22 protein-coding genes are annotated in these 24,468 nt (G+C 62.4%); 14 read left to right on the plus strand and 8 right to left on the minus strand.

What is annotated here, in order from left to right; all coding sequences use genetic code 11:
- Positions 1 to 284: 284 nt before the first annotated feature.
- From PSH86_RS24125 to PSH86_RS24155, 7 genes are all read left to right on the plus strand, one after another.
- Positions 285 to 1,010: an RDD family protein gene (locus PSH86_RS24125; protein ID WP_109753787.1), complete on the plus strand. Its 726-nt coding sequence runs from the start codon at positions 285 to 287 to the stop codon at positions 1,008 to 1,010.
- Complete coding sequence (locus tag PSH86_RS24130; RefSeq protein WP_305485392.1) at positions 1,007 to 1,981, plus strand: stage II sporulation protein M; 975 nt, start codon at positions 1,007 to 1,009, stop codon at positions 1,979 to 1,981. Before PSH86_RS24125 ends, PSH86_RS24130 begins: the two co-directional genes overlap by 4 nt.
- On the plus strand, positions 1,968 to 3,518 hold the full coding sequence (locus PSH86_RS24135) for a DUF4129 domain-containing protein (protein ID WP_305485395.1): 1,551 nt from the start codon (positions 1,968 to 1,970) through the stop codon (positions 3,516 to 3,518). The genes PSH86_RS24130 and PSH86_RS24135 overlap by 14 nt, the downstream gene beginning before the upstream one ends.
- Positions 3,515 to 4,678 (plus strand): DUF4350 domain-containing protein, encoded by a 1,164-nt coding sequence (locus PSH86_RS24140; protein WP_305485398.1) that lies wholly within the window; start codon positions 3,515 to 3,517, stop codon positions 4,676 to 4,678. Before PSH86_RS24135 ends, PSH86_RS24140 begins: the two co-directional genes overlap by 4 nt.
- Positions 4,675 to 5,679 carry a MoxR family ATPase gene (locus PSH86_RS24145; protein ID WP_109753783.1) on the plus strand — a complete coding sequence of 335 codons (1,005 nt, stop codon included), beginning with the start codon at positions 4,675 to 4,677 and terminating at the stop codon, positions 5,677 to 5,679. Before PSH86_RS24140 ends, PSH86_RS24145 begins: the two co-directional genes overlap by 4 nt.
- Positions 5,680 to 5,848: 169 nt before the next feature.
- Positions 5,849 to 7,180 carry a DUF58 domain-containing protein gene (locus tag PSH86_RS24150; RefSeq protein ID WP_109753782.1) on the plus strand — a complete coding sequence of 444 codons (1,332 nt, stop codon included), beginning with the start codon at positions 5,849 to 5,851 and terminating at the stop codon, positions 7,178 to 7,180.
- A gap of 343 nt (positions 7,181 to 7,523) precedes the next feature.
- Complete coding sequence (locus tag PSH86_RS24155; RefSeq protein WP_305485402.1) at positions 7,524 to 7,892, plus strand: DUF6124 family protein; 369 nt, start codon at positions 7,524 to 7,526, stop codon at positions 7,890 to 7,892.
- Between the two features lie 147 nt (positions 7,893 to 8,039).
- Here the strand turns inward: PSH86_RS24155 and PSH86_RS24160 are convergent, their stop codons facing one another.
- Positions 8,040 to 8,399: a PilZ domain-containing protein gene (locus PSH86_RS24160; RefSeq protein ID WP_109753780.1), complete on the minus strand. Its 360-nt coding sequence runs from the start codon at positions 8,397 to 8,399 to the stop codon at positions 8,040 to 8,042.
- A 290-nt stretch (positions 8,400 to 8,689) separates the two neighbouring features.
- Positions 8,690 to 9,064, minus strand: coding sequence for a tol-pal system YbgF family protein (locus PSH86_RS24165; RefSeq protein ID WP_109753779.1), 375 nt, complete (start codon positions 9,062 to 9,064; stop codon positions 8,690 to 8,692).
- Between the two features lie 254 nt (positions 9,065 to 9,318).
- Here PSH86_RS24165 and pyk point away from each other — a divergent pair, with 254 nt between their 5' ends.
- Positions 9,319 to 10,770, plus strand: coding sequence for a pyruvate kinase (pyk, locus tag PSH86_RS24170; protein ID WP_109753778.1), 1,452 nt, complete (start codon positions 9,319 to 9,321; stop codon positions 10,768 to 10,770).
- Positions 10,771 to 11,017: 247 nt separating this feature from the next.
- On the opposite strand, the gene PSH86_RS24175 is transcribed toward pyk, so the two are convergent.
- From PSH86_RS24175 to PSH86_RS24185, 3 genes are read right to left on the minus strand one after another with little or no spacing between them, the layout of a single operon-like run.
- Positions 11,018 to 11,767, minus strand: a complete 750-nt coding sequence (locus PSH86_RS24175; protein ID WP_232201113.1) for an enoyl-CoA hydratase — start codon at positions 11,765 to 11,767, stop codon at positions 11,018 to 11,020.
- A gap of 28 nt (positions 11,768 to 11,795) precedes the next feature.
- A complete protein-coding gene (locus PSH86_RS24180; RefSeq protein WP_232201114.1) occupies positions 11,796 to 12,731 on the minus strand; it encodes an iron-sulfur-binding ferredoxin reductase in 936 nt (311 codons plus the stop codon).
- Positions 12,724 to 13,830 (minus strand): diguanylate cyclase, encoded by a 1,107-nt coding sequence (locus PSH86_RS24185; protein ID WP_109754016.1) that lies wholly within the window; start codon positions 13,828 to 13,830, stop codon positions 12,724 to 12,726. The genes PSH86_RS24180 and PSH86_RS24185 overlap by 8 nt, the downstream gene beginning before the upstream one ends.
- A gap of 489 nt (positions 13,831 to 14,319) precedes the next feature.
- Here PSH86_RS24185 and PSH86_RS24190 point away from each other — a divergent pair, with 489 nt between their 5' ends.
- The 4 genes from PSH86_RS24190 (at position 14,320) to PSH86_RS24205 (ending at position 21,001) form a co-directional block, all read left to right on the plus strand.
- Complete coding sequence (locus PSH86_RS24190) at positions 14,320 to 15,843, plus strand: fumarate hydratase (RefSeq protein ID WP_109753775.1); 1,524 nt, start codon at positions 14,320 to 14,322, stop codon at positions 15,841 to 15,843.
- Positions 15,844 to 16,178: 335 nt separating this feature from the next.
- Positions 16,179 to 17,945 (plus strand): ATP-binding protein, encoded by a 1,767-nt coding sequence (locus PSH86_RS24195; RefSeq protein ID WP_109754015.1) that lies wholly within the window; start codon positions 16,179 to 16,181, stop codon positions 17,943 to 17,945.
- On the plus strand, positions 17,938 to 19,263 hold the full coding sequence (locus tag PSH86_RS24200; RefSeq protein ID WP_109753773.1) for a sigma-54 dependent transcriptional regulator: 1,326 nt from the start codon (positions 17,938 to 17,940) through the stop codon (positions 19,261 to 19,263). The genes PSH86_RS24195 and PSH86_RS24200 overlap by 8 nt, the downstream gene beginning before the upstream one ends.
- A 418-nt stretch (positions 19,264 to 19,681) precedes the next feature.
- The gene (locus PSH86_RS24205) at positions 19,682 to 21,001 is read left to right on the plus strand and encodes an MFS transporter (protein ID WP_109753772.1); all 1,320 of its coding nucleotides are present in this window, start codon (positions 19,682 to 19,684) and stop codon (positions 20,999 to 21,001) included.
- Positions 21,002 to 21,104: 103 nt separating this feature from the next.
- On the opposite strand, the gene PSH86_RS24210 is transcribed toward PSH86_RS24205, so the two are convergent.
- A complete protein-coding gene (locus PSH86_RS24210; RefSeq protein WP_116833345.1) occupies positions 21,105 to 21,863 on the minus strand; it encodes a hypothetical protein in 759 nt (252 codons plus the stop codon).
- Positions 21,864 to 22,192: 329 nt separating this feature from the next.
- Between PSH86_RS24210 and PSH86_RS24215 the strand changes: the two genes are divergently transcribed.
- Together PSH86_RS24215 and PSH86_RS24220 are read left to right on the plus strand one after the other, a co-directional pair.
- Complete coding sequence (locus tag PSH86_RS24215; protein ID WP_163856945.1) at positions 22,193 to 22,594, plus strand: hypothetical protein; 402 nt, start codon at positions 22,193 to 22,195, stop codon at positions 22,592 to 22,594.
- A 168-nt stretch (positions 22,595 to 22,762) separates the two neighbouring features.
- Positions 22,763 to 23,383 (plus strand): flavin reductase family protein, encoded by a 621-nt coding sequence (locus PSH86_RS24220; RefSeq protein WP_249015496.1) that lies wholly within the window; start codon positions 22,763 to 22,765, stop codon positions 23,381 to 23,383.
- Between the two features lie 132 nt (positions 23,384 to 23,515).
- On the opposite strand, the gene PSH86_RS24225 is transcribed toward PSH86_RS24220, so the two are convergent.
- Both PSH86_RS24225 and PSH86_RS24230 read right to left on the minus strand, forming a co-directional pair.
- Complete coding sequence (locus tag PSH86_RS24225) at positions 23,516 to 23,749, minus strand: hypothetical protein (protein WP_116834268.1); 234 nt, start codon at positions 23,747 to 23,749, stop codon at positions 23,516 to 23,518.
- A 43-nt stretch (positions 23,750 to 23,792) separates the two neighbouring features.
- The gene (locus PSH86_RS24230) at positions 23,793 to 24,146 is read right to left on the minus strand and encodes a putative quinol monooxygenase (RefSeq protein ID WP_305485414.1); all 354 of its coding nucleotides are present in this window, start codon (positions 24,144 to 24,146) and stop codon (positions 23,793 to 23,795) included.
- Positions 24,147 to 24,468: the final 322 nt, after the last annotated feature.

Genomic DNA, 24,468 nt, shown 5'->3' on the forward strand with positions numbered 1-24,468 from the left:
AATGGCGGTGAGTCAGCTTGTATTGATGTTGAATGTAACGCCGTCATCGCGAGCAGGCTCGCTCCCACAGTTGATCTATGGCGCCCTCGAATGCACTGCCCACCGCCCCCCTATGGGAGCGAGCCTGCTCGCGATGGCGGTAGGTCAGGAACAGACAGTGCTCGCCCTCTCAATTCCGTTGCTAACCATGAAATGACATACACAGTTGTATCGTTTGCCCGCACGAAGACTGCTAGCATCTGGGCCGAGATTGAACATTCGGTCTGGCCCATCACAGGTTGCCCATGCTCGAGACACCAGCACTGCAAAGGAACGCGACGCTGCCCGCGCCCCTGGACACGCGCTATCAGGTTGAAACGCCCGAAGGCATCGACCTGCCGCTGCGCCCGGCGGGATTGATGCCGCGTGCAATCGCCTTCGCCATCGACCTGGGCATACGCGGGTTGGTCCTGGGGCTTTTCTTCCTGGTGCTGGCGTTTTTCGGCGAGCTGGGGATCGGCCTGGGATCGATCCTGCTGTTTGTCGTCAGTTGGTGGTACATGGTGCTGTTCGAGGTGCTCAACCAGGGGCGCTCTCCCGGCAAACAGATCATGGGCCTGCGCGTGGTACAGGACGACGGCCGGCCCATCGGTTGGTCGGCGTCGTTGATCCGCAACCTCCTGCGTTTCGTCGACATGCTGCCCTTCGGCTACACCTTCGGCGCCATCAGTTGCCTGCAACACCCGGCATTCAAGCGCCTGGGCGACCTCGCGGCCGGCACGCTGGTGGTGTATCGCGAGCAGCCGGTCAAACGCCCCGCATTGCCAATGGCGGCCCCGATACGAACGCCTTTCACCCTGAGCCTGCAGGAACAACGCGCAGTGCTGGGCTTCGCCGAACGCCAGGCAGAACTGTCCCAGGCGCGGGTCAACGAACTGGCGGCCATCCTGGCCGCGCCACTGAACGTCCAGGTGCCGCACGCCGTCGCCGAACTCAATGGCGTCGCCCGCGGCTTGTTGGGGCCAACATGAAGCAAAGCCTGTTCGAAAGCCGTTACCAAGGGGAATGGGCGCAGCTGTCCCGGCAACTCGACCAACTGGAGCGCAGCCGCAGTGTGCCCCAGAGCAGCGACTTCCCTGCCACCTACCGACGGCTTTGCCATCATTTGGCACTGGCCCAGGCCCGGGGTTACAGCAGCTTGCTGGTCGACACGTTGCAACAACTGGCGCTGCGCGGTCACCAGCAACTCTACCGGGACCGCAGCCGACCATCGGCCAGCCTCTCGGCCTTTATCCTGGTCGGTTTCCCTCGATTGGTGCGTGAACAATGGCGATTCGTGCTGGTCGCCAGCCTGATGTTCCTGGGCAGCCTGGTCGGCATCGGGCTACTGGTCTATCTGTTCCCGGAACTGGTCTACAGCGTGCTCGGCGCCGACGAAATCAGCCAGATCCGCAGCATGTATGACCCGGCCTCCGGGCACCTGGGTCGCTCGGTCGAACGGGCCGCCAGCGAGGACTGGGTCATGTTCGGCTACTACATCATGCACAACATCGGCATTGCCTTTCAGACCTTTGCCAGTGGCTTGATGTTTGGGCTGGGCAGCGCGTTCTTCCTGTTTTTCAATGGGCTGACCATCGGCGCGGTGGCCGGGCACCTGACCCAGATCGGCTCCGGGGGAACGTTCTGGTCGTTCGTGATCGGCCACGGCGCCTTCGAACTCACCGCCATCGCCCTGGCCGGGGCCGCGGGCCTGCAATTGGGCTGGGCCTTGATCGCGCCGGGGCGCCTGACCCGGGGCGAGGCCTTGCGGCTCGCCGCGGGCAAAAGCGTGCTGATGATCGGCGGCGTGATGCTGTTCCTGCTCATTGCCGCGTTCATCGAGGCCTACTGGTCTTCCAGCGCCGTGACGCCCGCCACCAAATACACGGTGGGCACCTTGTTGTGGCTGTTGGTGATCAGTTATCTGTCGCTTGCCGGACGGGTGCGCCATGCGCCTGAGTGACGCCACCGTCGTTATCCGCCCCCGCACCACCTGGGAAGCCATGGACCTGGGCGTGCTGATGAGCCAGCAGCATCGACGTCTGCTGATGACCAGTTGGGCGATCATCACGCTGCCGGTGTACCTGTTGTTATCCCTGCTGCTGTGGGATTCACCGTCGCTGGTGGTGATGCTGTTCTGGTGGTTGAAGCCGGCCTTTGAGCGTCTGCCGCTGTACATCCTGTCCAAGGCGCTGTTCGGCGAAACCCCCACCTTGAGGCAGGCCTTGCTCCAGTGGCCGGCGCTGCTCAAGCCCCAGTTGCTGGCCAGCCTGACCTGGCGCAGGCTGAGCCTGAGCCGCAGCTTCCTGATGCCGGTGGTGCAACTCGAGGGGCTTTCCGGCGAAGCGCGGACGCAGCGCTTGCGGGTATTGCTGCAACGCAACCGCGGCGCGGCGCAATGGTTGACCATCATCGGCGCGCATCTGGAAACCGCCTTGTGGTTCGGCCTGATGGCCTTGTTCTATCTGTTCGTGCCGCAACAAGTCGAACTGCAATGGGATTGGGAGATGTTGGTGTCGGCGGCGGAGCGGGACTGGTTGTGGTTCGAACACCTGGTCAACTTCCTCTACCCGCTGCTGCTGATCCTGTGGGAGCCGGTGTATGTCGCCTGCGGCTTCAGCCTCTACCTGAACCGACGCACGATCCTCGAAGCGTGGGACATCGAGCTGGTGTTCCGGCGCCTGCGTCAGCGCCTGAACGGCGTGGCCACGGTGTTGATGCTGCTGGCGCTCATGCTACTGCCGCTGGCGCCCCCGGCGTTTGCCGCCGAGGACAGCAGCGGCCCCGACAGCCCAAGACTACTCAACCAGCCCCTCACCAGCGAAGCCTCCCGGGACGGCATCAAGGCGATCCTCGACGCCCCGCCGTTCAAGAACCCCGAGACCGTCACCCGCTATCGTTTCGGCGAAGAAACCGCCGAATCCCCAGAGACCGAGACCGAGAACGAGGCCAAACCGAGCTGGCTCAAGGCCCTGTTCAAATGGCTCGGCAGCCAACGCTTCGACATCGCCGCGGCACTGATCCAGGTGGTGCTGTGGGCTTGCCTGTTGGGGGCGATCGCCTGGCTGGCCTGGCGTTACCGTGAAAGATTCAAGACCCTGGCCAATCGCCGACCGACGAAGCGCCCGCCAACGGAACGAGCAACACCTGCGCGCATGTTCGGCCTGGATATTCGCGAAGAGAGCCTGCCCGCCGACGTGGCCGCCAGCGTCGAACAACTGTGGGCCACAGAGCCCCGTGAAGCCCTGGGCCTGCTGTACCGGGCGCTGCTCAGCCGATTGCATCACGACTTCAAGATCCCCCTGAAACCGGCCGACACCGAAGGCCAGGTGCTGCAACGCGTCGAACAGCTCAAGCAGGAAAACCTGCTGGGCTTCAGCAAAAACCTGACCTTGCATTGGCAGAACATTGCCTACGGGCATCGCCCTCCGCCGGCACACCTGCAACAGGAACTGTGTGACGGCTGGCGCGGACTGTTCGGTCCGGGAGCGGCCCGATGAGTCGGCACGCAGGCTGGCTGATCGGCGCCGTGCTGGCCGCGCTGGTGGGCGCATTGGCCTTCTATCTCTACGCCAAGGCCGTCCCCTACGAGGAAACCATCGAGCACGGCCCCTCCCCGCAAGCCCAGGCCAATCCTTACCTGGCCGCCGAACTTTTCCTGCGCCAGCAGGGTATCAACGTCGAGCACGCCAACAACCTGAACGTACTGCCCACCCTGGAGCCTCGCCAGCACAGCCTGCTATTGCTGGGCGAGCGAACCCACATGACGCCACGGGAGGTCGAACAGTTGATGAACTGGACCCGGGCCGGCGGGCGCTTGCTCTTGGTTGCCGAAGCCTTGTGGGACGAGACCACCGGTAGCAGCGGCGACTTGCTGCTCGACCGCGTGCGCCTGCATCAACTGTTGAGCAAGGACCTCAAGGAGCCGGCGCCCGAACTGATCAAGGACCGTTATCCCGAGCTGACCAAGCTCTACCTGGAGGACGAAGAGGCGCCGGCGTATGTCGGCTTCGACACCGACTTTCACCTCGAAGACCCGCATAACCTGGCCCAGGCCTGGGCCAACAGCGCGCTGTCGACCCACATGATGCAACTGAACCTCGGCCTGGGCTCGATCACCGTGATTACCGACGCCGAGCTGTGGAAGAACGAGAACATCGAGCAGTACGACAACGCCTGGTTGCTCTGGTATTTGAGTGCCGACACCGACGTCACGCTGCTGTACAACACCGACCATGACAACCTGCTGACCCTGCTGCTGCGCTACTTTCCCCAGGCGCTGGTGGCGCTACTCGCCTTGATTGCCCTGTGGTTCTGGCGTTCGGCGGTGCGTCATGGCCCACTGCAACAACCGGCCCCCAAGGCGCGACGTCAGTTGGAAGAACACGTGCAGGCCAGCGCCGGCTTCCACCTGCGCCACAACGGCCAGCAACACTTGTTGCACGCCTTGCAACAAGACCTGCTGCGCCGGGCGCGCTACCTTCATCCAGGCTTCGAACAACTGGCCGTCGCCGAACAATGGCAGGTCCTCGCCCGCCTGACCCGGCAACCCACCCGAGCCATCAGCCAGGCGTTGAGCCCACGACCGAAACAGCGTATGTCCAGCGCAGAGTTCTGCCGCCAGGTCGCCCATTTGCAAACTCTCAGGAATGCCTTATGACTGAACAGAACGAACCTGTCGACGCCCAGGCCCATGCCGCCCAACAGCGCCAGCGCGCCAGTCAGTTGGCCCAGGCCATTCGCACCGAGCTGGGCAAGGCGGTGGTCGGTCAGGCCAGCGTGATCGACGATGTGCTCACAGCACTGATCGCCGGCGGGCACGTGCTGCTCGAAGGTGTTCCCGGGTTGGGCAAGACCTTGCTGGTGCGGGCCCTGGCTCGCTGTTTCAACGGCGAGTTCGCGCGCATCCAGTTCACCCCCGACCTGATGCCCAGCGACGTCACCGGGCATGCGGTGTACGACTTGCAGACCGAGCAGTTCAAGCTGCGCAAAGGCCCGGTGTTCACCAACCTGCTGCTGGCCGACGAGATCAACCGCGCACCGGCCAAGACCCAGGCCGCGCTGCTCGAAGCCATGCAGGAACGCCAGGTCACCCTCGAAGGCCGGGCCCTGCCCATCAGCCAGCCGTTCATGGTCCTCGCCACCCAGAACCCCATCGAACAGGAAGGCACCTACCCGCTGCCGGAAGCCGAGCTCGACCGCTTCATGCTCAAGGTGCGCATGGACTACCCCGACGCCGACCAGGAGCTGGACATGGTGCGCCAGGTCAGTCGCTCGACCCGCGCCGACATGCTCGACGTGCAGCCGTTGCGCACGGTGTTGCAAGCCAAGGACGTGCAAGCGCTGCAACGCATCGCCAGCGATCTGCCAATGGACGACCAGGTGCTCGACTACGCCGTGCGCCTGGCCCGCACCACCCGCAGTTGGCCGGGCTTGACCCTCGGCGCCGGCCCGCGTGCCTCGATTGCCCTGGTGCGTTGCGCCCGGGCACGGGCGTTGTTGCGCGGCGGCGAGTTCGTCGTGCCGGATGACATCAAGGGCTGCGCCCTGGCCGTGCTGCGCCATCGGGTGCGACTGGCGCCGGAGCTGGACATCGAAGGGCTGACGGTGGACCAGGTGCTGGGGCAACTGCTCGATCAAGTGCCGGCGCCGCGGTTGTGAATAACACCAGCATGATAAGGGGATTTATGTGGGAGCAAGGCTTGCCCGCGATGGAAGCGACGCGGTCTCGCAGAAATCGAGGTGCCTGTTTCGCGAGCAAGCTTTGCTCCCACATGAGTCCCCTCTGCACAAAAGCCCGCTCTGCATTTCCTCCAAAGGGAATGTTGCGATGAAACCCTCACGCCTGCTACTGACCTGGCTCGCCCTGTTGCTGGCCGTGAGTATCGCGCTCGGCGCACTGCGGGCATTGGGCATCGCGGTGCCATCGACGTTGCTGTCGATCAACTGGGGCTTGCTGCTGGCCCTGTTGGTCCTGGCCATACTCGACGCGGCGCGCCTCAGGCGCTTGCCCTCGCCCCGGGTGCAACGGCAGATGCCGGGAAGCCTGGCCCTGGGGCGCTGGAGCGAAGTGCACCTGCAAATCCAGCATGAATTCGCCCAGCCCTTGAGCATCGAAATGTTCGACCACATCCCCCAGGGCCTGGACTTCGAAAACCTGCCGCTGTCGGTCGAGCTTCAACCCGGCCAGCACAGCCAGGTCGGCTACCGCGTGCGCCCGCTCAAGCGCGGCCACTTCACCTTCGCCCAGTGCGAAACCAACCTGCCGAGCCCATTGGGCCTGTGGACCGGCAAGCGCCGGCTGGACGTGGTCGATGAGACTCGGGTGTACCCGGATTTCGCCAGGCTCTACGAAGGCCAGCTATTGGCGGTGGACAACTGGCTCAGCCAGCTCGGCATCCGCCAGCGGCAACGGCGCGGCCAAGGGCAGGAATTTCATCAACTGCGCGAATTTCGCGAGGGCGACAGCCTGCGCCAGATCGACTGGAAGGCCACCGCCCGTCATCGCACGCCAATTGCCCGGGAGTACGAAGACGAACGCGACCAGCAGATCATCTTCATGCTCGATTGCGGCCGGCGCATGCGCAGCCAGGACGGCGAGTTGTCGCACTTCGACCACGCCCTCAACGCCTGCCTGCTGCTCAGCTACACCGCACTGCGCCAGGGCGATGCCGTGGGCCTGAGCACTTTCGCCAGCGAGCAAACCCGCTACCTCGCCCCGGTCAAAGGCACGGGCCAACTCAACGTCCTGCTCAACACCGTGTACGACCTCGACAGCAGCCAACGCCCCGCCGATTACCAGGCGGCCGTGACCCAACTGCTGGCCCGGCAAAAACGCCGGGCCCTGGTGGTGCTGGTGACCAACCTGCGGGATGAGGACGACGCGGACCTGCTCGCCGCGGTGAAACGTCTGGGCCAACAGCATCGGGTGTTGGTGGCCAGCCTGCGGGAAGAGGCCCTCGACCGCTTGCGCCAGGAACCCGTGCAAACCGTGCCCGAGGCCCTGGCCTACTGCGGGACGGTGGACTATTTGAACGCCCGGGCCGAGCTGCACAAGCAGCTGGCCGCCCACGGCGTCCCGGCCCTGGACTCGCGCCCCAGTGAGTTAGGCGCGGACCTGGTGACCCAATACCTGGCCTGGAAAAAGGCCGGGACCGCCTAGGTCCTACAGCGAGCCAGCAAAGGTCCGGCTAACTACAGCGCCTTGCGCAACGGACTACAGATCCGCCAGAATCCGCCGGCTTGTGCGCCTTGGTTCTGCCCCGTAACTTGATTCGCATCGCTGATATCCAGTGATCGGGTTTAGTCGCCCGGCGGTTTGACACGATGTGCACAAGCGTCATCCAGTGGGGTTTCCCTATCCCTTACTTGATGGTGGCTGTACGCAGGGCGCCCTCGGGCGCGCCGGATTTCGTGTCTCCGCCGGTCGACTAACCTGCGTCCAGCCGCCACCCTACATTCGTTTAGTCGCGAACCGGTTGGTGGCCCATTAAGGAGACCTAATCATGTTCAAAGCTACACCTAACCCGCCCCACACCGACCCGCTATCCCCCCACGAAACCCTCGACTCCGAAAAGCTCGACGAAGCCGCCCAAAGAGCCCTGGACTACTACCTCAAGCCCAACCACGGCCAACCCGACAAGAAAACCGACAAACAACTGGACTACTTCATCGTCGCCCCCGACGCCGACCCCGAAGGCATGCTTGCCCACAGCTACGAAACCTTCTGCTCGGTGAGCACGCTGATCCTGGATTTATCGGAAGACCTCGAAGGCGCCCCGCGCAACCTGGCCCTGGCGATTCACCAGATGGGCGAGATGGGGGTGTTGTTGCTGGAACGGCTGCTGGATAACGAAGCGAAGATTCAGCGCTGAGAACCGCACCGGCACTGGCAACTGAATAATATTTAGAAACTGTGAAACACCTGTGGGAGCGAGCCTGCTCGCGATGGCGATTTCAAGTGCGCCATCGCGAGCAGGCTCGCTCCCACAGGGTGGTATCCCACTAAAAGGCGTCGGGGCTCAGGCCGATGCCGGCAACGAATGAAAACTGAAATACTGCCGCAACGCACTGACCAGTTGCGCGTACTCCGGCGGTGCAGACTGCAGGCTGAAACCGGCGTCGAAATGCTGCGGCGTCACATCTTCACGGCACCACAGGCAATTGGCTCGGAGCACAATGTTCTGCTGCGGTCCCTCATCGGCGGGGATTTTCAGGTGCAAGTCAAAGTCCGCGCCGACCATCAACGGCAAATGGCTGATCAGCATCAGACCATCTGCAGAAACATTGCCCAGAAAACCGATGGGCTTGCCGTTGACTTCATTAAACACTCTCAAAAAATACGGCAGCTGCTGCCGCTCGATTCGCCGTTTTTTGTACATGTCTTGTATCGCTTTTTGGACGACCCCAAACAGGGGCAACCGAATACTTCGGAACGAGCAAACGCCAGCTCGCTCTCCCCGATCCCGGTGCCAGACGCTTACAAGCGTCTTGGCCCTACTGCTGCCGGTCACAGGTGCCGCTTGAAGTTAGAGACCCAGCTCTAATGACGATTTGTACAAATATAGCTCAAGGCTGTGTGGCGGCCAGTACATCCGCAAACCTTTCATAAACAAAATATACGTTGCTCTGGTGGCCAGGGATCGCCCCCGGCCATGGCTTGGGAGGGCTGTCAGGACGCCGTCGGGCGGATCGCCGATGCGCTGCGGGTCGGATAATGGCCCAGGCTCTGCAGGGTCTCGAGCCGGGCCCGGGCACGGAAGGCGTATTCGCTGTTAGGGTATTGCGTGATGATGAACTGGTAGGTCTGCGCCGCATCGACGAACAGCTTCTGCCGCTCCAGGCACTGGCCACGCAGCATCGAGACTTCCGGCTGCATATAGCGGCGGGCACGGCTGGCGCGGTCGACCTGGGACAGCTCGAGCATGACCTGCTCGCAATTGCCGCGCTCATAGGCCTTGTAGGCCAGGTTCATGTGATGGTTCATCGACCAACGGGTGCAGCCCGTGACGCTCAGGGCCAGGGCAACAAAAAGCACGAATCGCATGGGAGGTTCTCCTGTCTTGAGCTCTATATCGACCTGGTTGGGAAAATCTTCAGCCTGCAAATGGCGCCGGGGACTGCTCTTGTGGCGAGGGGATTTATCCCCTCGCCACAGGGGAAATGTGAAAACCATATAAGCGCAAAAATTTTCAGGAATGTTCATTTCGAAAAACAAACGAAAAAGTAGTGCATATGAACAATGACTACACCCAAAGAGCATAGTAGCCTTCGCTGGCGCTTGAACTTGAGGAGTCTTGCATGTCCGTCCGTCGCACCAAAATCGTCGCTACCCTTGGCCCGGCCAGTAATTCGCCGGAAGTTCTCGAACAGCTGATTCTGGCTGGCCTGGACGTTGCCCGTCTGAATTTCTCCCACGGCACCCCCGACGAGCACAAGGCCCGTGCCAAGCTGGTGCGCGACCTCGCCGCCAAGCACGGCCGCTTCGTTGCCCTGCTGGGTGACCTGCAAGGCCCGAAGATCCGTATCGCCAAATTCGCCAACAAGCGCATCGAGCTGAAGATCGGTGACAAGTTCACCTTCTCCACCAGCCATCCGCTGACCGAGGGCAACCAGCAAGTGGTGGGTATCGATTACCCGGACCTGGTCAAGGACTGCGGCGTGGGCGACGAGTTGCTGCTCGATGACGGTCGCGTGGTGATGCGCGTCGAAACCGCCACCGCCACCGAACTGAACTGCATCGTGACCATCGGCGGCCCGCTGTCGGACCACAAAGGCATCAACCGTCGCGGTGGTGGCCTGACGGCACCGGCCTTGACCGACAAAGACAAGGCCGACATCAAGCTGGCCGCGGAAATGGAAGTCGACTACCTGGCCGTGTCCTTCCCGCGTGACGCCGCTGATATGGAATACGCCCGTCAACTGCGCGACGAAGCCGGCGGTACTGCCTGGCTGGTGGCCAAGATCGAACGCGCCGAAGCAGTGGCCGACGATGAAACCCTCGATGGCCTGATCAAGGCCTCCGACGCCGTAATGGTGGCCCGTGGCGACCTGGGCGTGGAAATCGGCGATGCCGAGCTGGTGGGCATCCAGAAGAAGATCATTCTGCACGCACGCCGCCACAATAAAGCGGTAATCGTCGCGACCCAGATGATGGAGTCGATGATCCAGAACCCGATGCCGACCCGCGCCGAAGTGTCCGACGTAGCCAACGCTGTGCTCGACTACACCGACGCCGTGATGCTCTCGGCCGAAAGCGCCGCCGGCCTGTACCCGCTCGAAGCGGTGCAAGCCATGGCACGTATCTGCATCGGCGCTGAAAAGCACCCGACCAGCAAGACTTCCAGCCACCGCATCGGCAAGACCTTCGAGCGTTGCGACGAGAGCATCGCCCTGGCGACGATGTACACCGCCAACCACTTCCCGGGCGTAAAGGCGATCATCGCCCTGACCGAAAGTGGCTACACGCCGCTGATCATGTCGCGCATCCGCTCTTCGGTGCCGATCTACGCGTTCTCCCCGCACCGCGAAACCCAGGCTCGCGCCGCCATGTTCCGTGGCGTCTACACCGTGCCGTTTGACCCGGCCGCCCTGCAACCGGGCGAAGTCAGCCAGGCGGCGGTGGATGAGCTGGTCAAGCGTGGCGTGGTGCAGACCGGCGACTGGGTGATCCTGACCAAAGGCGACAGCTACCACACCATCGGTGGCACCAACGGGATGAAAATCCTGCATGTTGGCGACCCGATGGTCTGAGTGACCGAATGCTGAAAAACAAAAGCCCTGCCATGTGAATGGCGGGGCTTTTTGGTTTTCACCTTCTGATAAATAGGTTGCCTGGACCGGCCCCATCGCGAGCAGGCTCGCTCCCACAGTGGGTGTTGGACGCAGGTTCATTCACACCGCAGATCCCCTGTGGGAGCGGATATGGATTTGTAAGCATCCGGAAAACCTTGTGGGAGCGAGCCTGCTCGCGATAAGGCCAGCCCCTGCACTACAGAACTCAATGCCTGTTGATAAACCCCGACAACGCCGCCACCGCCTCGGGCGAGCGCAAGCGTTGGGTGAACAGCTTGCCCTCTTCTTCAATCACCTTGCGCAGCTGTTCCCGATCCGACGCTTTCATCAGTTGCTTGCTGATGTGCACCGCGTCAGGCGGCAGCGATTCGAAGCGCAACGCCACCTCCCGGGCCTTGGCCAATGCCGCCTCGCCACTGTCCAACGCCTCGGTGGCAATGCCCCACGCGACCGCCTGTTCACCACTGAACCCCTCGCCCAACAGCAACAGTTGCGCAGCCCTGGCCTGGCCCAGCAGCCGCGGCAGGATCAGGCTGGAGCCGAATTCCGGGCACAACCCCAGGTTGACGAACGGCATACGCAACCGCGCGTCCCGGCTGACGTAGACCAGATCGCAATGCAGCAGCAATGTAGTGCCGATACCCACCGCCGGCCCGGCCACGGCGGCGATCACCGGTTTGCGGCAATCGAGCAGGCTGAGCATGAACTGGAACACCGGGTTATCGAGGTCGTTCGGCGGCTGTTCGAGGAAGTCGATGATGTCGTTGCCGGCGGTGAAGCAGTCGCTGGAGCCGGTGAGCAGTACCGCGCGAATCTGCGGGTCGGTATCGGCCGTCGCCAGGGCTTGGGCCAATTGACTGTACATGGCCCGGGTCAGGGCGTTTTTCTTGCCCGGGCGGTTCAAGCGCACGGTCAGCAGACCGCGTTCACGGTCCAGCAGCAGGGTTTCAGTCATGGTCGGTCTCGCGTCTGGAAATCAGCGCTCAACCACGGGGCAGGAAGACGTCGGCCAGCAGTTGATTGCGCGGCAAGCCAGCCAGGTACAAGCGTTTGGCGAAGGCCTCGACCCGGTCGGGATGGCCGCAGAGTAAGGCTTGGGTTTGCCGGGAAACAAGCCGCAGTTGCGCCAAGGCAGGCGGCGCCTCGGCCGCGGTCAGCAGCTCGACACTGAGGTTCTGATGCTTGGCCGCCAGCGCCGCCAGGGGTTTGGCCAGGTAATGCCCGGCGGCATCATGGGCCACGTGAATAAGGCGAATCGCGCCTTGGTGATGCTGACGCAAGGCTTCGCGCAGAAGACCGAACAGCGGAGCCAGGCCGGTGCCGGCAGCGAGCAGCCACAGCGGCCTGTCGTGCCAGTCGGGGTCGTAATGCAGGGCACCGCCACGCAGCTCGCCAAGGCGGATCGGGTCGCCGGCCTTCATCTGCCTGGCCGCATCGATGAATTGCCCCGGCTCGCGGCAATCGAGATGGAATTCCAGGAAGCGGTCCTCCTCGGGCAGGCTCGCCAGGGAATACGGCCGGGCTACGTCGCCGGCCCACAGCACCAGATGCTGCCCGGCCCGATACCGCAACGGCCGCTCAGGGGTGACGCGCAAGCGCAGCACCTCGCCACCCAGCCAATCCACCGCCGCCACGTGGGCGGCCTGGCCATCGCGTTGCGGGTCGAAGGTGTGGATCCGCACATCCTCGACCACCTGGCATTGGCAAGCCAGCCGCCAGCCCTGGTCCCGCTGTGCCGGGCTCAAGGCGTCGGGCCGGCTGTCGCGTACATCGCCGCCCACACACTGCACCAGGCACGCATGGCAGCTACCGGCACGACAACTGTAAGGCACCGGCACGCCGGCTCCGTTCAACGCATCCAGCAGGTTACTGCCCGCCGCCACCGTCCATTGCCGACCGGCGACTGTCAGTTCAGGCATCGACGTTCTCCCAGGCGGCGGCACAACGATTGCGGCCATCTCGCTTGGCACGGTACAGGGCCTGGTCGGCACGCTGCAACGCGTTGTCCAGGTCATCGCCCATTTCCAGCATCGTCATGCCCGCCGACAGGCTGAGGGCACCGACCTGCAGACCGATCAGCTCGACTTCGGTGAACGCCAGCCGCAGCCGCTCGCAACAGGCCGTCAGGCGCGAGGGATCGCAGGCAGGCAGCAGCATGACGAACTCCTCACCGCCATAGCGGGCCAGCACATCGCCTTCGCGCAGGCACGCCGTGGCGACCGCGGCAAACGCCTGGAGCACCTGGTCGCCAGCGGCGTGGCCGTGCAGGTCGTTGATGCGCTTGAAATGGTCGAGGTCGATCAAGGCCAGGCCATGGGCGATGCCAGGCCTGAGGGTATTGAGTTCGCGGGAAGCCAGGCGCAGGAAGTGCCGGCGATTGAACAGCCCGGTCAGTTCATCGGTGGCCACCAGGTCTTCGAGCTGACGCATCATCCCGCGCAAGGTGTCCTGGTGCGCCTGCAAGGCAAACCGTCGCTGGCGCATGCGCTGGCGTGAGGTCTGGACGTAGCGGGCATAAAACACCAGCCACACCAGCACGAGAAACAGCACGGCCACCTGCAACCCGGCCAAGGTAGGATCGGGAAGTCTGAAGAAGTACCCGTCCCAGAGGGTAATCGCAGTGAAACTGATGAATACCAGCGACGCGCAGCGCACAAAGGCCCGGCGCGACAGGTGGAACAGCCCGAACAGCAGGATCAGCACATAGAACACCAGGAACACGCCTCGAGCCTGGTCCAGGTGCGCCATCATCCAGGTCTGCCAGCCAAGACCGATCAACACTTGTATTTCGGTCAGGCTGGGGTCGGCGAAGCGCAGGTTGCGGTCGGTGATAAACAGCGCGAACAACCCGGCCTGGCACAGCACGACCAACACGCTGCCGATGATGACACCGCGCAACGAATCGAGGTAATGACCACTGAAAAATGCCAGCCACAACAACACCAATGCCAGCGCGTAAGTCGCGGCCGCCAAAGCGAAGCGTTTCAGCAAAAGACGTTGAATGGCGTTATGGGTCAATCGTTGACTCACCATGGGAAAGGAAACTGACAGGAGGCGTCCTACGCTACAGGCCAGACGCCACTTTAGTGGCGTGTAGGACAAATGACCATTCAATTCTGGAGCAGAAAAATGGCGTCAAAGCAATGGCCCAAAATGACGCAGTTGTCTGATGTCCCTGGCGAGCACTTACCTGTGGCGAGGGAGCTTGCTCCCGCTTGGGTGCGAAGCGCCCACCGGAAACGGGACCGCTTCGCGCTCCAGCGGGAGCAAGCTCCCTCGCCACAGCAAGCTCCCTCGCCACAGGCTTTCACCTCCCACCTGTTCAATCCGTCGCTATCGCGAGCAAGCTCGCTCCCACAGGGTGCCGGCCTGCGATATACTGCCGCGCCTTTTTAGCGTCGCGCCAGCATGCCCGGCGTGCCTTATAGAGGTGCCGCCCGTCGACCGATGCACCCAAGCGGCCGGCACCTTATTGAATGTTCCCGTCTTTAGAGAGGAGCGCGACTCATGACCGTGATCAAGCAAGACGACCTGATACAGAGCGTTGCCGACGCCCTGCAGTTCATTTCCTACTACCACCCCGTGGATTTCATCCAGGCGATGCACGAAGCCTACCTGCGCGAAGAATCGCCGGCGGCCCGTGACTCCATGGCGCAGATCCTGATCAACTCGCGCATGTGCGCCACTGGCCATCGGCCGATCTGCCAGGACACCGGCATCGTGACCGTGTTCGTGCGCGTGGGCATGGACGTGCGTTGGGATGGCGCGACCATGAGCCTGGACGACATGATCAACGAGGGCGTGCGTCGCGCCTACAACCTGCCGGAAAACGTCCTGCGTGCCTCCATCCTCGCCGACCCGGCAGGCGCACGCAAAAACACCAAGGACAACACCCCGGCGGTCATCCACTACTCCATCGTCCCGGGCAACACCGTGGAAGTGGACGTGGCGGCCAAGGGCGGCGGCTCCGAGAACAAGTCGAAGATGGCCATGCTCAACCCGTCCGATTCCATCGTTGACTGGGTGCTGAAGACCGTTCCGACCATGGGCGCCGGCTGGTGCCCACCGGGCATGCTCGGCATCGGCATCGGCGGCACCGCCGAGAAAGCCGCGGTCATGGCCAAGGAAGTGTTGATGGAGTCCATCGACATCCACGAGCTCAAGGCCCGCGGCCCACAGAACCGTATCGAAGAGATGCGCCTGGAGCTGTTCGAGAAGGTCAACCAACTGGGCATCGGCGCCCAGGGCCTGGGTGGCCTGACCACCGTGCTCGACGTGAAGATCATGGACTACCCGACCCACGCCGCCTCCCTGCCGGTGTGCATGATCCCCAACTGCGCCGCCACTCGTCACGCCCACTTCGTGCTCGACGGTTCCGGCCCGGCATCGCTGGAAGCACCGCCCTTGGACGCCTACCCGGAAATCGTCTGGGAAGCCGGCCCGTCGGCCCGTCGCGTCAACCTCGACACCCTGACCCCGGAAGAAGTACAGAGCTGGAAACCGGGCGAAACCGTACTGCTCAACGGCAAGATGCTCACCGGTCGCGACGCCGCGCACAAGCGCATGGTCGAGATGCTGAACAAGGGTGAAACCTTGCCGGTGGACCTCAAGGGCCGCTTCATCTATTACGTCGGCCCAGTCGATCCGGTGGGTGACGAAGTCGTCGGCCCGGCCGGCCCGACCACGGCTACGCGGATGGACAAGTTCACCCGCCAGATCCTCGAGCAGACCGGCCTGCTGGGCATGATCGGCAAATCCGAGCGCGGCCCGACCGCTATCGAAGCGATCAAGGACAACAAGGCTGTCTACCTGATGGCTGTCGGCGGTGCCGCTTACCTGGTGGCCCAGGCGATCAAGAAATCCAAGGTCCTGGCGTTCGCCGAACTGGGCATGGAAGCGATCTACGAGTTCGAGGTCAAGGACATGCCGGTGACGGTCGCGGTCGATAGCCAAGGCGAGTCGGTGCACATCACCGGTCCCGCCATCTGGCAGAAGAAGATCAGTGAAAACCTGGCGGTCGAAGTGCAGTAACAGGCATTTTGGCGCGGCGAAAACGGCCGGTGGGCGACAAGCTCACCGGCCTTTTTTTTTCCACAACCCCTCCGGTTAATCTTCACCACAGATCCCTTGTGGGAACGAGCCCGCTCGCGATAGAGGTGTGTCAGCTTGCATCCCTGTTGGATGTACCAGAGCCATCGCGAGCAGGCTCGCTCCCACAGTGGTTTTGGGTTGTTCACAACAGTTGATATCCCCCACCGATCCCTTGTGGGAGCGAGCCTGCTCGCGATAGCGGTGGGTCAGCTTGCATCTCTGTTGGATCTGCCATGCTATCGTGCCCGCCCGACTTTCCACTGGTTTACGCCAGCATGCTGCCAACTACCCGTACCTTGCGTCTGTCGTTGTACACCTTGCTGATCCTCACCGGCGCGGCGGTTGCCGCCACCTTCGCCATACGCCATGCCGAACGCGCGGCCCTGGAAGAGGATGCCAGCCGCGCAAACCAGCAACTGGCGCTGTACGCCACTTCGCTGCACACCCTGATCGAACGTTACCGCGCCCTGCCCGCCGTGCTGGCGCTGGACCCGGAATTGCGTTCGGCCCTCAAGGGCCCCGTCAGTGCAGCGCAGCAGGACGCGCTGAACCGCAAGTTGGAACAGATCAATGGCGCCGCCCAGTCATCCACCCTGGAACTGCTCGACCACACCGGCCTGGCCGTCGCGGCCAGCAACTGGCGCCTGCCCAGCAGCTACGTCGGGCACAACTATGGTTTTCGTCCCTATTTCCTCCAGACCCGCACCCAAGGCACCGGGCGGTTTTACGCGGTGGGCGTGACCAGCGGCATCCCGGGGTATTTCCTTTCCAGCGCAGTGACGGGCGACAACGGCGAATTTCTTGGTGCCATGGTCGTGAAACTGGAGTTTCCCGAGATCGAGCGTGAATGGCGCCAAGGCAGCGACACCCTGTTGGTCAGCGATGCCCGAGGCATCATCTTCATCGCCAACCGCCCGGGCTGGCGTTATCGCCACTTGCAGCCATTGAGCGACAGCGACCGCGCCGAACTCAAGGCCACCCGTCAATACGACAAACAGCCCTTGCAACCGCTGGCCTATGAGTCGCTGCGGCGCTTCGATGACAATAGCCATCTGGCCCGTGTCGAGTCCCTCGACGGCTCGACGGACTACCTGTGGGAATCCTTGCCGTTGACCGCCGAAGGCTGGACGCTGCATTTGCTGCGCCGTCCGCAGATCGCTTTCGAAGACCGTCGCAACGCCGGGCTTGCCGCCGCCGGGTTGTGGTTGGCGCTGGTGTTTCTGCTGCTGTTTCTCAACCAGCGCTGGCGCCTGGCAAGATTGCGCCAGCGCAGCCGCGAAGAGCTGGAACGGCTGGTGGAGGAGCGGACCCGGGATCTGCGCACCGCCCAGGACGGGCTGGTGCAATCGGCCAAGCTGGCGGCACTGGGGCAGATGTCGGCGGCCCTGGCCCATGAAATCAACCAGCCCTTGACCGCCCAGCGCATGCAATTGGCAACCCTGCGCTTACTACTGGATCACGGTCGGATCGACGATGCCTACAAGGCCCTCAAACCGGTGGACGACATGCTGACCCGCATGGCCGCCCTCACCGGCCACCTGAAGACGTTCGCCCGCAAAAGCCCCAGCGGCCTGCGCGAACGCCTGGACCTGGCGGCAGTGGTGGACCAGGCACTGCAACTGCTGGACACGCGCCTGCGCGACGAACAGGTCAGCACCGTGCTGCACCTGACCCGCCCGGCGTGGGTGCGCGGCGATGCGATCCGCCTCGAACAGGTGTTGATCAACCTGCTGCGCAACGCCCTCGACGCCATGGCCGGCCACCCCCTCAAACGCCTGGAAGTGCGCCTGGAAGCCGATGATCAATTGTGGCGCCTGACCGTCAGTGACAGCGGCACCGGCATCGCCGAGGAACACCTGGCCCAGGTATTCGATCCGTTTTTCACCACCAAGGCCGTGGGAGATGGCCTGGGCTTGGGCCTGGCGGTTTCGTTTGCGATCATTCATGAATCCGGTGGCCGCCTGAGCGCGGACAACCATGAGCACGGCGCGGTATTCTGCGTGACCTTGCCCATCGATCAGGAGGCTCAACTGCATGCTTGATTCAGTCATGGTCGTTGATGACGAAGGCAGCATTCGCAGTGCTGTCGAGCAATGGTTGAGCCTGTCGGGATTCCAGGTGCAGCTGTTCAGCCGCGCCGATGAATGCCTGGCAAAGTTGCCGGAACATTTCCCCGGGGTGATCCTCAGCGACGTGCGCATGCCCGGCCTCAGCGGCCTGGAACTGCTGGCCGAAGTGCAGCGACGCGATCCGGACCTGCCAGTGATTCTGCTCACCGGCCATGGCGATGTACCGATGGCCGTGGAGGCCATGCGCGACGGCGCCTACGATTTCCTGGAAAAACCCTTCAGCCCCGAAGCCTTGCTCGGCAGCCTGCGCCGGGCCCTGGACAAGCGCACCCTGGTCCTGGAGAACCGACGCCTGCATGAGCAGGCCGACGCTCGGGCCCGGCTCGACGGGACGCTGCTGGGTGTGTCGCGGGCACTGCAAAACCTGCGACGCCAGGTGCTGGACTTGGCAGCGCTGCCGGTCAACGTGTTGATCCGTGGCGAAACCGGCAGCGGCAAGGAATTGGTCGCCCGTTGCCTGCACGACTTTGGCCCGAGGGCGAGCAAACCCTTCGTCGCGTTGAACTGCGCGGCCATTCCCGAAGCGCTGTTCGAGGCCGAGCTGTTCGGCCATGAAAGCGGGGCCTTCACCGGCGCCCAAGGCAAACGCATCGGCAAACTCGAATACGCCGACGGCGGCACACTGTTTCTCGACGAAATAGAGAGCATGCCCCTGGCCCAGCAGGTCAAGCTGCTGCGGGTATTGCAGGAACAGAAGCTCGAACGCCTGGGTTCCAACCAAAGCATTCAAGTAGACCTGCGCATCATCGCCGCCACCAAGCCCGACCTGCTGGACGAAGCCCGGGCCGGGCGGTTTCGCGAAGACCTGGCCTATCGCCTGAACATCGCCGAGCTGCGCCTGCCACCGCTGCGGGAACGACGCGAGGACATTCCCCTGCTGTTCGAGCACTTCACCCACAACGCCGCCGAACGCCTGGGCCGCGCCGCCGCCCCCCTGAGCGGCCCGCAATTGAGCCACCTGCTCAGCCACGACTGGCCGGGCAACGTGCGCGAACTGGCCAACGTCGCCGAACGCCAGGTGTTGGGGCTGGATCAACCGCAGGCCCTGGACACCGAACCCGGCCAGTCCCTCGCCGCCCAACAGGAAGCCTTCGAAGCCCAATGCCTGCGCGCCGCCCTGACGCGGCACAGAGGGGATGTGAAAGCGGTGCTCGAAGAACTGCAACTGCCACGCCGCACCTTCAATGAAAAGATGCAGCGGCATGGGTTGAGTCGGGAGATGTTTTTGTAGGGCCGCTGAATTTGCTGTGTCTGTACCGGCCCATCGCGAGCAGGCTCGCTCCCACAGGGTGATGTGTACGCCGGACAAATGTGGGAGCGGGCTTGCTCGCGAAGGCGTCGAGTCAGTCGGTATTGAATGGGCTGACACACCGCTTTCGCGAGCAAGCCCGCTCCCACAGGGTTATCTGAACACCGGCCAAAATGTGGGAGCGAGCCTGCTCGCGATGAGGCCGGTACAGACAACACATCCATGCCCGAATAAGCGGATTCCCGCCCACACCCCCAGCCACAATGAGCGGATTTCCGCTCACCCAACGCCGCAACCCCCTCTAGCCCGGCCCTCCAGCCGCTGGCACAGCTCCTGCTATAGCCCTGTCAGGCTGCGTTCCCACGCGCTCCACAAAAACAATTAAACGAAGGATCCTTCAATGGACAACTCCAACGCCCTGCCCCTTGGGTCGGCTGCCGTGCCCGCCCGTGAAAGAACCACCGCCAGCCGGATCAAATCGATCTTCAGCGGTTCGGTCGGCAACATGGTCGAGTGGTATGACTGGTACGTCTACGCCGCATTCTCGTTGTACTTCGCCAAAGTCTTCTTCCCCAAGGGCGACACCACCGCCCAATTGCTCAACACCGCCGCGATCTTCGCTGTAGGCTTCCTGATGCGCCCGATTGGCGGCTGGTTGATGGGCTTGTACGCCGACCGCGCCGGACGCAAGCGGGCGTTGATGGCGTCGGTATACCTGATGTGCTTCGGCTCGCTGATCATCGCCCTGAGCCCGAGCTACGAAACCATCGGCGTCGGCGCGCCGATTCTGCTGGTGTTTGCCCGCTTGCTCCAAGGCCTGTCGGTGGGTGGCGAGTACGGTACCTCGGCGACCTATCTGAGTGAGATGGCGACCAAGGAACGTCGCGGCTTCTTCTCCAGTTTCCAGTACGTGACCCTGATCTCCGGCCAGCTCATCGCCCTGGGCGTGCTGATCGTGCTGCAACAGTTCCTCACCACCGAACAACTGTATGCCTGGGGCTGGCGCATCCCGTTCGCCATCGGTGCCCTGTGCGCAATCGTGGCGCTGTACCTGCGTCGCGGCATGGAGGAAACCGAGTCGTTCACCAAGAAAGAGAAGTCCAAGGAAAGCGCCATGCGCACCTTGCTGCGCCATCCCAAGGAACTGATGACCGTGGTCGGCCTGACCATGGGCGGCACCCTGGCGTTCTACACCTACACCACCTACATGCAGAAATACCTGGTGAACACCGTCGGCATGAGCATCTCCGACTCCACCACCATTTCCGCCGCCACACTGTTCCTGTTCATGTGCCTGCAGCCGGTAATCGGCGGGCTGTCGGACAAGATCGGACGCCGGCCGATCCTGATTGCCTTCGGCATCCTCGGCACGCTGTGCACCGTGCCAATCCTCACCACTCTGCACACCATCCAGACCTGGTGGGGCGCGTTCTTCCTGATCATGGCCGCACTGATCATCGTCAGCGGCTACACCTCGATCAACGCCGTGGTAAAAGCCGAGTTGTTCCCCACCGAAATCCGCGCCCTGGGCGTCGGCCTGCCCTACGCGCTGACCGTGTCGATCTTCGGCGGCACCGCTGAATACATCGCGCTGTGGTTCAAGAGCATCGGCATGGAAACCGGCTACTACTGGTACGTGACGGCGTGCATCGCCGTGTCGCTGCTGGTGTACATCACCATGAAAGACACCCGCAAGCACTCGCGGATCGTCACCGACTGACAGGGTTCCACAGTCACTGCAACGGTGGCTGTGATGGCCCCATCGCGAGCAGGCTCGCTCCCACAGGATTTGCGCCGAACCTGTGGGAGCGGCGGCGCGGTAATCAGCTCAACTCAGCCGCACGCTGCCTGTTGCCATAACGGTTCTGCGCATACGCCGCGCCGGCGACCATCACGATCAGTATCCCCGCCAACACCGCCGATGAGCCGACGGTGCCGAAGTCCAGCCCCCCTTTCTCATGAGGCTTGGTCATCAAGTCGCCCAGCGTCGCGCCAAGGGGGCGTGTCAGCACGAAGGCTATCCAGAACAACACCACCGACGAAATCCTGGTGAAGTACTTGAGCAGCACGACTACGGCAATGGTCGAGCTGATCAGCAATGCGCCGCCAGCAAATCCCAGCCCCGAGTCGTCGGCCAGGTAATCACCGAGCGCGGTGCCCAAGGTGTTGGAAAACAGAATCGCCATCCAGTAGAACATCTCGCCGCGAAAGGTCTGCACCTTGGTGACGTTGAGCGAATCACCGCTCAGGCGCCAGGCTGCGAAAATCGCCAACAGAATCGCAATCAGGATCATCGACCCGGTGGCGTAACCCAATTCAAGGGTGCGATCCATGAAATCGGACATTGTGGTGCCCGCCGTGCTGGTGGACAGGATCACGATCCAGTACAGCAGCGGCTTGTAGGTCTTGGCCATCAGCTGTGTAACCAGCGTCAGGACGAACACGCTGATCAGAATCAGCGAGCTGATGGCGTAACCGACATTGAGGGTCATCGATAACAAATCCCCTGCGGTTTCGCCCAGGGTCGTCGCGCAGATCTTCATGACCCAAAAGGCCAAGGTGATTTGAGGCAGTTTATTCATCGCAGGCTCCAGAGGATGGCGGCCAACTCTTGGGGCTAACCGTGGGAGCAAGTTGACATCGCAGCGGTGAAAAACAGGTCGGCAACGTATGAAAAATCCGTCATTGAACGGCGATTAATCACCCGTTAATGCACTTGCCACACCCTGAACTCATTGAATCGATGACCTGCGCAAGGTTCGCTCCGACTGCTGAAGCGGATTATATGTGCCGCCCTTAACATCGATTTAATCGATAGCTTTTAGCATTATTTTGCGCTTTTTAATCAATTTAACTGGCGTAGCATTCAACCCATGCAAGACACATCGCCAACGAACCTGGAGTGACCACCATGAAAACCAAACTGATTCTCGCCCTGACCCTGTCCGTACTGGCTGCCAACACCTTCGCCGCCGACGGTTTCGACAAGACTGGTACCGCTTCCTTCAGTTCGGGCGCCAGCGCTGCCATCGAACGCAGCCATGCTGGTAGCTACGCCGCCGATGGCTTTGACAAAACCGGCACCGCCGATGCCATCGCCGCTGACGGGTTCGACAAGACCGGTACCGCCGACGCCATCGCCGCTGACGGGTTCGACAAGACCGGTACCGCCGACGCCATCGCCGCTGATGGGTTCGACAAGACTGGTACCGCCGACGCCATCGCCGCTGACGGGTTCGACAAGACCGGTACCGCCGACGCCATCGCCGCTGATGGTTTCGACAAGACCGGTACCGCCGAAGCGATTGGTTAATGATTGAACGTCAAAAGATCGCAACCTTCGGCAGTTCCTACAGGACCGTATTCAATCTGTAGAAGCTGCCGAAAGCTGCGATCTTTTTGCATCAACCAAATCTGGAAATAAAAGGCCCGGCCTTGCACTATTGGCCGCCTACGAATGCCCTTCCAGGAAACACTCGCCATGCCCGACGACATCCATTTCTACGAACCTGCCAACGGTCACGGCCTGCCCCACGATCCGTTCAACGCCATCGTCGGCCCGCGCCCCATCGGCTGGATTTCGTCCCAGGATGCCGAGGGCCGCCTGAACCTGGCGCCCTACAGCTTCTTCAACGCCTTCAACTACATCCCGCCGATCATTGGTTTTTCCAGCGTCGGGCGCAAAGACAGCCTGAACAACATCGAACAGACCGGCGAGTTCGCCTGGAACCTGGCCACGCGCCCGCTGGCCGAGCAGATGAACCAGAGTTGCGCGATGGTCGCGCCGGAGGTCAATGAGTTCGAACTGGCGGGTTTGACGACCGCCCCGTCACGGGTGATCCAGATACCGCGCGTCGCCGAAAGCCCGGTGTCCTTCGAATGCAAGGTCACGCAGATCATTCAATTGCAGCGAGCGGACAAGGGGCTGGTGCCGAGCTGGCTGATCCTCGGCGAAGTGGTCGCCGTGCATATCGCCAAGTGGCTGTTGAAGGATGGGGTGTACGACACTGCCGCCGCCGAGCCGATCTTGCGCGGTGGCGGGCCGGCGGATTACTTCCAGTTGGGGCCTGAGGCCTTGTTCAAGATGCACCGCCCAAAGTAGGAGCAGCGCGCCCCCCTGTGGCGAGGGAGCTTGCTCCCGCTGGGCTGAGAAGCGGCCCCTTTTTTTGGTGGGTGCTTCGCACCCAAGCGGGAGCAAGCTCCCTCGCCACAAAAGCAACTCCCAAAATACTGATTACCAGACCAACCCACCCTCGTCGTCGACCCCCTTGAGATGGGTCAACTGCACGGCGGCCGCATCGTCGGCCTCGGTAGCTGTCTTGAAGGTCTGCTCCTCAAGCACCTTGTTGAAACGCGGCGCACCGGAGCCGCCAATAGCCTTGGTGGCAATGGCGGCATGGTAGCCGCCGCCTTCATTGGGAACGACCGCGGAAACAGCTTCAAAGGTTTCAAAGGCTTTACGTGCCATATCTCGTGCATCCTGGCGGTGGAAAATGACGCTCATTAAACCCTCAACCGGCCAGTTTGTGTACCTGCGCCAGGCACCCTTCAGTCGCCTGGGCGGCGGAGACTTCGCGGAACGTGTGGAAATCCAGGCTGCTCACCACCAGGTGCTGCACCAGCTCGGCGAAAATCGCCATGGCCGGTGAATTGAAGTAGGCGTCCATCGACGGTTGGTTGACCCAGAGCCCGGACACCAACCACAGATCAGCATCGCATTGCGATTGCTGCAAGGCGAAGTGCAAGCAACCGGGAGCCTGGCGCGAAGGCGCGATCAACGTACTCAGGCGCGCCCCCAGTTGCTTGGAGCAACCGCCGCGGGCGCGGACAAAAGCCATGTGGCTGACGGGGATCTGTGTAGTCATGTTCAACCCTCCCAGGTAATCCGTTGTGCAGCCGGGGACAGGCTGCGACAGGATCAAAGGTTAAGCGCCACGACGCCAGCTTCGTTAGTCGATTCCTGCCGACCCCTTGCACGATCCTGCGCATCGGTAGCACGAAATCCGCCATCGATTCGCTTACGGCCCGGAAAGTTGAAACAAAAGGTTTCAAGCAAGTTTCCAGCGCATTGCACCGTTATGGCCCCTCGCGCCGTGCAGGATCAGGCAAGCTTTCAACAGGATGTTGCTACCGCTGCGCCTTGCACAAACATAAGCTTTGTCCATCGCCCCTATGCCTGAGGATCCT

Origin of the sequence: Pseudomonas sp. FP2300 (assembly GCF_030687595.1) — a bacterium.
Taxonomy (GTDB): Bacteria; Pseudomonadota; Gammaproteobacteria; order Pseudomonadales; family Pseudomonadaceae; genus Aquipseudomonas; species Aquipseudomonas bijieensis.